The organism is Labrys sp. F242 (assembly GCF_057813875.1).
Genome location: NZ_JBVASG010000003.1, coordinates 474,912 through 484,556 on the forward strand (window position 1 = coordinate 474,912; position 9,645 = coordinate 484,556).

8 protein-coding genes are annotated in these 9,645 nt (G+C 66.3%); all 8 read left to right on the forward strand.

Translation table 11 applies throughout. The features are described 5' to 3' along the window. The first annotated feature begins 130 nt into the window (after positions 1-130). The 8 genes from ACZYTC_RS21860 (at position 131) to ACZYTC_RS21895 (ending at position 9,616) form a co-directional block, all read left to right on the forward strand. On the forward strand, positions 131-1,318 hold the full coding sequence (locus ACZYTC_RS21860; protein ID WP_488990516.1) for a pyridoxal phosphate-dependent aminotransferase: 1,188 nt from the start codon (positions 131-133) through the stop codon (positions 1,316-1,318). Positions 1,319-1,444: 126 nt separating this feature from the next. Then, positions 1,445-3,037 (forward strand): 5-guanidino-2-oxopentanoate decarboxylase, encoded by a 1,593-nt coding sequence (locus tag ACZYTC_RS21865; RefSeq protein ID WP_434958417.1) that lies wholly within the window; start codon positions 1,445-1,447, stop codon positions 3,035-3,037. Between the two features lie 126 nt (positions 3,038-3,163). Next, on the forward strand, positions 3,164-4,327 hold the full coding sequence (locus ACZYTC_RS21870; protein ID WP_434958416.1) for an acyl-CoA dehydrogenase family protein: 1,164 nt from the start codon (positions 3,164-3,166) through the stop codon (positions 4,325-4,327). 113 nt (positions 4,328-4,440) lie between these two features. Beyond that, positions 4,441-5,178 (forward strand): SIS domain-containing protein, encoded by a 738-nt coding sequence (locus ACZYTC_RS21875; protein ID WP_434958415.1) that lies wholly within the window; start codon positions 4,441-4,443, stop codon positions 5,176-5,178. A 163-nt stretch (positions 5,179-5,341) separates the two neighbouring features. After that, positions 5,342-7,408: an acetate--CoA ligase family protein gene (locus ACZYTC_RS21880; protein WP_434958414.1), complete on the forward strand. Its 2,067-nt coding sequence runs from the start codon at positions 5,342-5,344 to the stop codon at positions 7,406-7,408. Positions 7,409-7,487: 79 nt separating this feature from the next. Next, a complete protein-coding gene (locus ACZYTC_RS21885) occupies positions 7,488-8,276 on the forward strand; it encodes an enoyl-CoA hydratase-related protein (protein ID WP_434958413.1) in 789 nt (262 codons plus the stop codon). Between the two features lie 171 nt (positions 8,277-8,447). Continuing rightward, positions 8,448-9,083 (forward strand): TetR/AcrR family transcriptional regulator, encoded by a 636-nt coding sequence (locus ACZYTC_RS21890; RefSeq protein WP_434958412.1) that lies wholly within the window; start codon positions 8,448-8,450, stop codon positions 9,081-9,083. Further along, complete coding sequence (locus tag ACZYTC_RS21895) at positions 9,080-9,616, forward strand: GFA family protein (RefSeq protein ID WP_488990517.1); 537 nt, start codon at positions 9,080-9,082, stop codon at positions 9,614-9,616. Before ACZYTC_RS21890 ends, ACZYTC_RS21895 begins: the two co-directional genes overlap by 4 nt. The last annotated feature ends 29 nt before the right edge of the window (positions 9,617-9,645 follow it).

The following is a 9,645-nucleotide window of genomic DNA, read 5'->3' on the forward strand; positions in this document are numbered from 1 at the left end:
GCCGGATCGCGCGCCATGGTATCCGCTTGCTCATCTCATTCGGTGTCGTCAACCGTCCGTCAGGTTGGCCTCGATGCGTCTCCTCCCCGAAACACCGACATCCCGGGAGGCCTGTTCTTAGGAGTGTACTGTGCGCTTTGCTTCCGTGACCGATCGTTTGGCCGATTTGGGTGCGGCGAAATGGGCCGTGCATTTTGAGGCGCGCCGCCGGGTCGCTGCCGGCGAGCCGATCATCGAGCTCACCATCGGTGAACCCGACACGCCGGCGCCCCAGGCGCTGGTCGACACCGCCATTGCCAGCCTCCAGGCCCGTCGCATCCGCTATTCGGGCGGGCGTGGAGAGCCGGCCGTTCTGCAGGCGATCGCCGCCAAATATTCCAAGCGCACCGGCCGCACCGTCACCACCGATAACGCTGCCTATATGCCCGGCACCCAGACCGCCCTCTATGCCGCCATCGCCGCCTTGGCGGAAGCCGGCAACGAGGTCTTGGTGGGCGATCCGCTTTATGCCACCTATGAAGGCGTGATCCGTGCCAGCGGCGCCGACATCGTGCTGGTGCCGCTCGACCCGGCCAATGGCTTCCATCTGCGCGCCGAGGACCTGGAGGCCCGCATCACGCCGCGCTCGCGCGTCCTGCTGCTCAACTCTCCGCACAACCCGACCGGCGCCACGCTGTCGCGTGACGAGATCGCCGCCATCGTCGACGTCTGCCGCCGCCACGATCTATGGATCGTCTCGGATGAAGTCTATGAGATGCTGTCCTATGGCGCGCCCTTCGCTTCGCCCTTCGACCTGCCGGAGGGAGCTGAGCGCACCGTGGTGGTGTCGTCGCTCTCCAAGTCGCATATGGTACCGGGCATGCGCGCCGGCTGGTGCGTCGGGCCGGTGGAATTCATCGAGCGCCTGCTGCCGCTGTCGGAGATGATGCTGTTCGGCGGCCAGCCCTTCATCCAGGACATGGCGGCCTATGCGCTCAGCGAAACCTTCACCGAATGCGCCGAGAGCGCTGAGAGCTTCCGGGTGCGGGCCGAGATCCTGCCCGAGATGCTCGCCAATGCACCGGGCCTGCGCTGCCCCAAGCCGGAAGGCGGCATGTTCGCCATGGTCGACGTCTCCGGCACGGGCATCGACGGCGAGGCTTTTGCCTGGCGCCTTCTCGAGGAGGAGAAGGTCGCCGTCATGCCCGGCGCCTCCTTCGGCCAGCAGGCGGCGGGCCATGTCCGCGTCGCCCTCAGTTCCGATGCCTCGCAACTGCGCGAGGCTGCCAGCCGCATGGTTCGCCTCGCGATCCGGCTGAGCCAGGGCAAGGCCGCCTGAGCCTACGTTCCCTTCTCCCCTTGCGGGTGTCGTCAACTCTCTTGAGTTGACGACACCCGCAAGGGGAGAAGGCGATAGTTCTGCAAGACCGATCCAATCAAAGACAAATCCATTCCCGGGGGAACCATGGCCGAACATCCTCATCTCGGCACGCTCATTCCGCAATTGTTGGTCGAACGCGGCATCGACACGGTGTTCGGCATTCCCGGCGTGCACACGGTCGAGCTTTATCGCGGCATTCCCGGCTCCGGGCTCACCCACATCACGCCGCGCCACGAGCAGGGCGCCGGCTTCATGGCTGATGGCTATGCCAGGGCGACCGGCAAGCCCGCCGCCTGCTTCATCGTCACCGGCCCCGGGCTTCTCAACATCGCCACGGCGATGGGGCAGGCCCTGGCCGACAGCATCCCCATGCTGGTGATCACCACGCTGAACCCGCGCCAGACCCTTGGTCGCGGCGAGGGACGCCTTCACGAATTACGCGGCCAGTCCGTGGTCGGCCGCGAGGTGTCCGCACTCGCCTTGACGATCTGGACGAAGGATCAGCTCATTCCCGCTTTCGACGAGGCCTTCGCCTTCATGGCCTCCTCGCGACCCGGCCCGGTGCTGATCGAGATTCCGATCGACCTGTTGTCCGAACCCTTCCCGGCCCCCGTGACCGCCATGCGCAAGCCGGCGGGGCCGCCGGTGCCGCGCGCCGATGACGTCGAAGCCGCGGCCGCTTTGATCGCCAAGGCGAGAAAGCCGCTGGTGATCGCCGGTGGTGGTGCCGTCACAGGTGGCGATGCCGTTCGCGGGCTGATCGAGAAGCTGGGCGCCGCTACGCTGCTCACCGCCAATGCCAAGGGCATCCTGCCATCAGGTCATCCGCTGCTGGCCGGCGGCTGCATGCTCACGCCGGCGCTGCATCAGGCGATCGGCGAGGCCGATCTCGTGCTGGCCCTCGGCACCGAGCTCGGCGAGACGGAATTCTGGTACGAACTCGAGGGGCTGAAGCTGAACGGGGCGGTGATCCGCGTCGACATCGATCCGCGCCAGCTGCATCGCAATGCCCGCCCGATCCTTCCGGTGGTGGGCGATGCCGGCCGCTTTGCCGCCGCGCTGGCGCCGCTGGTAAAGACGGCCGAGGGCGGGGCGGCCTATGCCAAACAGCTGCAGGCCGCGCGCCTCGACGGGGCAGACCCGCGCTATGTCCGGCATCGTCCGCTGCTCGACGCGATCTGGCAGGTACTACCGGAGGCCGTCGTCGCGGCCGACTCAACCGCGGCCAGCTATGGCGGCAACTTCATGGCCGAACCGCCGGCGGCCCGACGCTGGATGAGCGCGGCAACCGGCTTCGGCACGCTTGGCTATGCCCTGCCGGCCGCCGTCGGCGCCAAGGTCGGCCGTCCCACGGTGCCGGTGGTTTGCATCATCGGCGATGGCGGCCTGCAGTTCACGCTGCCCGAACTTGCCAGCGCGGCCGACGCCGGTACGCCGATCATCGTGCTCTTGTGGAACGACCAGCGCTATGGCGAGATCGAGGAATATATGATCCGCAATCAGATCGCCCCGCTCGGCGTGCGTCTGCAGGCGACCGATTTCAGTGCCGCCGCCAAGGCCTTCGGGGCGAAGCATGTCGCCGCCCGCTCCCTCGACGAGGTCAAGGAAGCCCTGCTTGCCGCGGCCGGTGCGCCGGTCACCACCATCATCGAGATGGACGCGTCGCAATACGCCTGATCCATGTCGCGATCGGCATGAAGGGCGCCCTGAAAAGACTAGAAATGGCGCCTTCATTTGCTGGAAGTTTCGAGCGCCGATCGATGGGCGCGAATCGAATTCCGCTCGACTGGAGGGGAAACGCCGATGCAGTTCGCATTGACCGAAGAGCAGGACATGCTGGTCGAAACGGTGCGCCGTTTCGTCGAGGAAGAGCTCTATCCGCATGAGGCGCTGGTCGAGCGTACCGACGAAGTGCCCGACGACCTCGCCGCCGGGATCAAGAAGAAGGCGATGGAACTCGGCCTCTACGCCGCCAACATGCCGGTGGAACTAGGGGGCGGTGGTCTCGACGCCGTCGGCGTCGCACTTCTGGAGCGCGAGCTTGGCCGGGCCAATTACGGCCTGCAGATGGTGGTGGCCCGTCCCTCCAACATTCTCCAGGGCTGCAAAGGCGCCCAGCGCCAGCGCTGGCTGCTGCCCGCGATTCGTGGCGAGCGCGTCGACTGTCTGGCGATGACCGAGCCGGGCGCCGGCTCCGACGTGCGCTCGATGAAGACCAAGGCTGTCCGTAAAGGGGACAGCTACGTCATCAACGGCCAGAAGCATTTCATCAGCCATGCCGACAAGGCCGATTTCATCATCCTGTTCGCCGTCACCGGAACCGAGGAGACCAAGCGCGGCCCGCGCAATCAGATCTCCGGCTTCCTGGTCGACAAGGATACGCCCGGCCTGACCGTGCGCCCAGGCCCGCATGCGCTGTCGCATCGCGGTTACCACAATTGCGAGCTCTATTTCGACGACTGCGTCATTCCGGCCGACCAGCTTCTCGGCGAGGAAGGCAAGGGCTTCGACCTGATGAGCGAATGGCTGGGCGCCACCCGCCTCACCGTGGCGGCCACTTCCGTCGGCCGGGCGCGCCGCGTCATGGACGAGACACTGGCCTGGGCCGGCCAGCGCAAGCAGTTCGGCCAGGCGATCTCGCAGTTCCAGGGCATCTCCTTCCCGCTGGCGGATCTCGCGGTGGAGCTGGAGGCGGCCGATCTTCTCACCCTGCGGGCCGCCTGGCTGCTCGACCAGGGCAAGGCCACCGATGCCGATTTCGCAATGGCCAAGCTGGCGGCGTCCGAGATGCTGGGCAAGCTGACCGATCGCGCCATCCAGACCTTCGGCGGCATGGGCCTCATGGACACCCTGCCGATCGCCGGCTGGTGGAAGGATGCCCGGGTCGAGCGCATCTGGGACGGCACCAGCGAGATCCAGCGCCTGATCATCGCGCGCCAGATGCTGCGCCCGCATGAGGGGCGTTGAGGCGGCGGTAAACGGCGGCGCTTGGATGAGAGGCAATGCTTGGCGGGAGCATCATGATCGTGCAGGAAGGAACACCTCTCCCGCATGCAATAGCCAGTTCCCGGAAGATTGCCATGACCGAAATACCGACCGCCGCCGCCTATCTCGCCGAGCTCACCCGGCGCATCGGAGCCCTGTTCTGGGCCAATGCCGAGGCGATCGCGGCAGCGGCAGCCGCCGTCGAGCGCACGGCTCGGCAGGACGGCCTGGTTTATGTCTTCGGCACCGGCCACAGTCACATGCTGGCGGAGGAGGCGCACTACCGCGCCGGCGGCCTCGCACTGACCGTGCCGATCCTGTCGGCGGTGACCATGCTGCATGACGGCTCGGTGGCCAGCACGGTCTTCGAGCGGATCCCGGGCCTGGTCGCTCCCGTGCTGGCGCGCTATCCGATCGGGGCCAAGGACGTGCTGTTCATCGCCTCCAACAGCGGTGTCAACGCCGCCATCATCGAGGCGGCGGAGATCGGCAAGGCTACCGGCGCCACCATCGTCGCCATCACCTCGCTCGCTTATTCGAGCCAGGTGGCGCGGGGCCGGCCCCGGCTTGCCGATCTGGCCGATGTCGTGCTCGACAATGGCGCTCCGCCCGGCGATGCCGTGATGGTGCTGCCAGGCAGCGAATTGCGCACCGGCCCGGTGTCGACCTCGATTGGCGCGGCCCTGCTCAACGCGGTCTTTGCGGAGGCGGCTGCGCGCCTGCAGGCCGAGGGCGGCAATGCTCCGATCTATCGCAGCGCCAATATGCCGGGCGCCCAGGAGATCAATGCCGGATTGGTTGCGCGGTATCGACCACGCAATCCGCATCTATGAGACCATCGTCGATAAGGGCGGTCCATGACAGAATTTTTACGCGAAGCGGTATCAATCTACATGAGCAGATTGACGCCGATGCCGCGCTCGTCAACCTTGTAGCAACGCCTCCTCCCTAGGGTGCGAGGTTTCCCGCCCGCTTTGTCTCGATAGGTCCTACCGCATGTCCGTCGTCGATGGCCTCCGCCGCCTGCTCAAACCCCGCCATATCGCCGTCGCGGGGGGGCGATTGGCGTCCGTGATCATCCGCGAATGCGACCGCATCGGCTATGCCGGACCGATCTGGCCCATTCATCCCGACAAGACCGAAATCGCGGGACACAAGGCCTACAAGACCGTAGCGGATCTGCCGGAGGCGCCCGACGCGGTCTTCGTGGCGACGCCGCGCGAGCCCACAGTCGACATCGTCGCGGCCCTCGCCGAGCGGGGAGCCGGCGCGGCCGTCTGCTATGCCGCCGGTTTCGCCGAAGTCGGCGAGGAGGGCGCGGCGCTTCAGAAGAAACTGGTCGAGCTCGCCAAGGGCATGCCGATCGTCGGCCCCAATTGCTATGGAGTGCTCAACCTGCTCGATGGCTGCGTGCTCTGGCCCGATACCCATGGCGCCGAGCGGGTGGAGAAGGGCGTCGCCATCATCACCCAGTCCGGCAATATCGCCCTCAACATGACCATGCAGCGGCGCGCCTTGCCGATCGCCTATGTCATCGCCGTCGGCAACAAGGCGGTCGGCGATCATGGCGACTATATCGAGGCGCTGCTGGCGGACGAGCGCGTCACCGCCATCGGGCTGCATGTGGAATCGATCGATGATGTCGCCCTGTTCTCCAAGGCGGCGATCAAGGCGCTGGAAAAGGGCGTGCCGCTCGTGGTCCTGAAGACGGGCCGCTCGGAGATCGGCTCCGAGATCGCCATGAGCCACACCTCCTCGCTCGCCGGTGCCGATGCGCTCTACAACGCCCTGTTCGCCCGCTATGGTGTCGCCCGCGTCATCGATGTACCGGCCTTCGTCGAGACGCTGAAGCTCATGCATCTGTTCGGTGGCCTGCCCGGCAAGCGCATCTCCTCGATGAGCTGCTCGGGCGGCGAGGCGGCCCTGATTGCCGACCTCGCGGCCGACCGGGATCTCGATTTCGCGCCGATCCCGCCGGAGAACGCGGCGCGCCTGCAGGAATTGCTCACCGACAAGGTGCATATTTCCAACCCGCTCGACTACCACACCTATATCTGGGGCAATGAGCCGGCCAACGAGGCGGTTTTCACCGAGATGCTGAACTCGGGCTTCGACCTCAACCTGCTGGTGCTGGATCAGCCGCGCACCGATCGCGGCCTGGTGCCGGATGGCGGCTTTGCCGCCGCCCGCGCGGCGATCACTCGGGCTGCCGCAGCATCGGGTGCCCGCGCCGCCGTGGTTTCTTCGCTTCCGGAGAACATGCAGGAGGAAGATGCCAAGGCGCTGCTCGCCGATGGCGTGCTGCCGATGCAGGGCATGGGCGACGCGCTGACCGCCATCACCCACGGCGTCGACTTCACCACGGCGCGCGCAGGCTGGGAGAAGCTCGTCCCCCTGCGCAAGGTCGCGCGCATCGAGGTCGGCAAGGCGCGCCTGCTCAGCGAATATGAATCCAAGCATTTGCTCGGCCGTCACGGCTTGGAGCTGCCGCCCAGCCGTATCGCCGGCACGGTCGAGGCCGCCTCGACGGCTGCCGCTCTCGGCTTTCCGGTGGCGATCAAGATCCACAGCGACAAGATCGCCCATAAATCCGATGTCGGCGGCGTCAAGCTAGGCCTGCGCTCGCGCGCCGACGTGACCGATGCCGTCGCCTCCATGTCGCATCTCGGCGATCGCTTCCTGGTCGAGCGCATGGTGGAGGGTGCCGTCGCCGAACTCATCGTCGGCGTGGTGCGCGATCCCCAGTTCGGGCCGACGCTCACCGTCGGGGCCGGTGGCGTCCTGGTTGAGATGCTCAAGGACGCGGCCGTGATGCTGCTGCCTGTTACCGCCGAGGAGATCCGAGAAAAGCTGATGAGCCTGCGTGTCGCCCGCCTGCTGGAAGGCTTTCGCGGCAAGCCGCGCGGCGACATTCGCGGCACCATCAAGGCCATCCTGGCGATCGCCGACTTTGCCGAGCGCCATGCCGACCGGCTGGTCGAACTCGACGTCAATCCGCTCTTCGTGCTGCCCGAGGGCCGTGGGGCCATCGCAGCCGACGCGCTGGTCCGCATGCTGGATTGAGACCAGGAGTGCGGACTTCCAGTTCGCTCTGCCATTTGCTGATTTTAGAGCGGGCAACCGGCCTGCCAGGGAGATTGCCATGTCTGAATCCGTCAAGCTCGAACGCCGCGGCGCGGTGCTGGAGGTCACGCTGGATCGCCCGAAGGCGAATGCCATCGATCTCGCCACCTCCAAGGCCCTGCACGCCGCCTTCCGCACCTTGCAGGATGATCCGGAGCTGCGTGTGGCGATCCTCACGGGTGGAGGCGAGCGCATCTTCTCCGCCGGTTGGGACCTGAAGGCCGCCGCTTCCGGCGCCGAAGAGCCGGACACCGATTTCGGGCCGGGCGGCTTTGCCGGCCTGACCGCCTTCTGGGCACTGACCAAGCCGGTGATCGCAGCCGTCAACGGCGTCGCCATCGCTGGTGGCTGCGAATTAGCGCTGGCCGCTGATCTCATGGTGGTGGCCGATCACGCCGAATTCGCCTTATCGGAAGTCACCGTCGGCCTCGTCGCGGATGCCGGCGGCATTCAGCGCCTGCCGCGCCGCATCCCGCTCGCCATCGCCAGCGAATTGTTGCTCACTGGCCGCCGCTTCACGGCACAGGAAGCGCATGGCTGGGGTCTCGCCAACCGCGTCGTGCCGATGGCCGAGCTGATGACCACGGCGCGGGAGTTGGCGGATACCATCGCGGCCAACGCGCCGCTGTCCATCGCCGCGGTCAAGGCCATCCTCGCCGCCACCGAAGGCATGGGCGTGCGCGAGGCCTATGAGCATGTCTATGCCGGCAAGGTGCCGGAGCACCGCGCCATGCAGCTTTCCGAGGATTCACGCGAGGGAGCCAAGGCTTTCGTCGAAAGGCGCGCACCGGTCTGGAAGGGGCGGTAACCGGGGGCACTCCCAGGAAGAGCCGGCTTATTGCGGCCTGGTATCGGTCTCTCCAGACACACCTGACAAAGCCGTGTGCAAGATGGAGCTCGTGCGGAGGAAAACGATGATCCCCGCGCGCCATCTTGTATTTATACTTGACGCATACCAACCATTTGGTATGTTTATCGCATGTCAAGACCCACAAAGCAATCGCCCGAACGTGGCCATGCCCGAAACCGCCTCCTGGAGGCGGCGCGGGACGTCATCCGCGCCAAGGGCTTCGCCGCCACCTCCGTCGATGACATCTGCCGCGCGGCCGATGTCACCAAGGGAGCCTTCTTCCATCATTTCGGCAGCAAGGAAGCGCTCGGCGTCGCCGCGGCGGAATTCTGGGAGGAGACGACCACCGGCTTCTTTCAGGTCGCGCCCTATCACGCCCCGGCGGATCCCCTGGAGCGCGTTCTCGCTTATGTGGCCTTCCGCAAGGCGATCATCGTGGGCGACCTGCCCGAGTTCACCTGCCTGGTCGGCACCATGGCGCAGGAGGTCTATGCGACCGCCCCCGACATTCGCGATGCCTGCGGGCACAGCATTTTCGGCCATGCCGCCACGCTGGAGGCCGATATCGAGGCGGCGCGGCGCGAGCACGGCATTGCCGGCGACTGGACAGCCGAAAGCCTGGCGCGGCACACCCAGGCCGTCATCCAGGGCGGCTTCGTCCTGGCCAAGGCGGGCAACGATCCCGAACTGGCGCGTGAAAGCCTCGATCATCTCGACCGATACATCCGTCACTTGTTTCATCTCAGTGGGGAGCACACGCAATGAGCCAGACTACGACGATCGGCTGTGACTGCGGACGGACACGCCTGGAGGTCAGGGGCGCACCCATCCTGGTGTCCGAATGCCTGTGCAATTCCTGCCGGGCTGCCGCGGGCCGCTTGGTGAAGCTGCCCGGCGCCAGGCCCATACTCACCTGCCACGAGGCCACGCCCAGCGCCGAATATCGCAAGGACCGCATGCGGATACTGTCCGGCGCCGAGCATCTGAGCGAATTCCGGCTTTCCGACAAGGCAGGGTCACGCCGTATCGTCGCCACCTGCTGCAATACCCCGGTCTTCCTGGAAATGAAGGGCGCACATTGGATCAGCCTCTATCTCCATCTGTGGCCCGAACGGGCGCGGCCGAAGGCCCAGATGCGCACGATGGTCGGCGACCTGCCCGATGCGTCCGGCCTGCCTGATGACATCCCCAATCTGAAAACCCATACGATATCCTTCTATGCCAAGCTGCTCGGGGCTTGGATCGCCATGGGCTTCCGCGTTCCGAAGCTGGACGTCGCGACGAAGGTCGAGGCCTGACACCTCTTGTCATGGCGGCGATCGCGCTG

What these genes read in the sequence shown, in the direction of transcription:
- ACZYTC_RS21865 (WP_434958417.1), top strand. Translation starts at nt 1,445, where the DNA reads ATGGCCGAACATCCTCATCTCGGCACGCTCATTCCGCAATTGTTGGTC.
- ACZYTC_RS21870 (WP_434958416.1), top strand. Translation starts at nt 3,164, where the DNA reads ATGCAGTTCGCATTGACCGAAGAGCAGGACATGCTGGTCGAAACGGTG.
- ACZYTC_RS21875 (WP_434958415.1), top strand. Translation starts at nt 4,441, where the DNA reads ATGACCGAAATACCGACCGCCGCCGCCTATCTCGCCGAGCTCACCCGG.
- ACZYTC_RS21880 (WP_434958414.1), top strand. Translation starts at nt 5,342, where the DNA reads ATGTCCGTCGTCGATGGCCTCCGCCGCCTGCTCAAACCCCGCCATATC.
- ACZYTC_RS21885 (WP_434958413.1), top strand. Translation starts at nt 7,488, where the DNA reads ATGTCTGAATCCGTCAAGCTCGAACGCCGCGGCGCGGTGCTGGAGGTC.
- ACZYTC_RS21890 (WP_434958412.1), top strand. Translation starts at nt 8,448, where the DNA reads ATGTCAAGACCCACAAAGCAATCGCCCGAACGTGGCCATGCCCGAAAC.
- ACZYTC_RS21895 (WP_488990517.1), top strand. Translation starts at nt 9,080, where the DNA reads ATGAGCCAGACTACGACGATCGGCTGTGACTGCGGACGGACACGCCTG.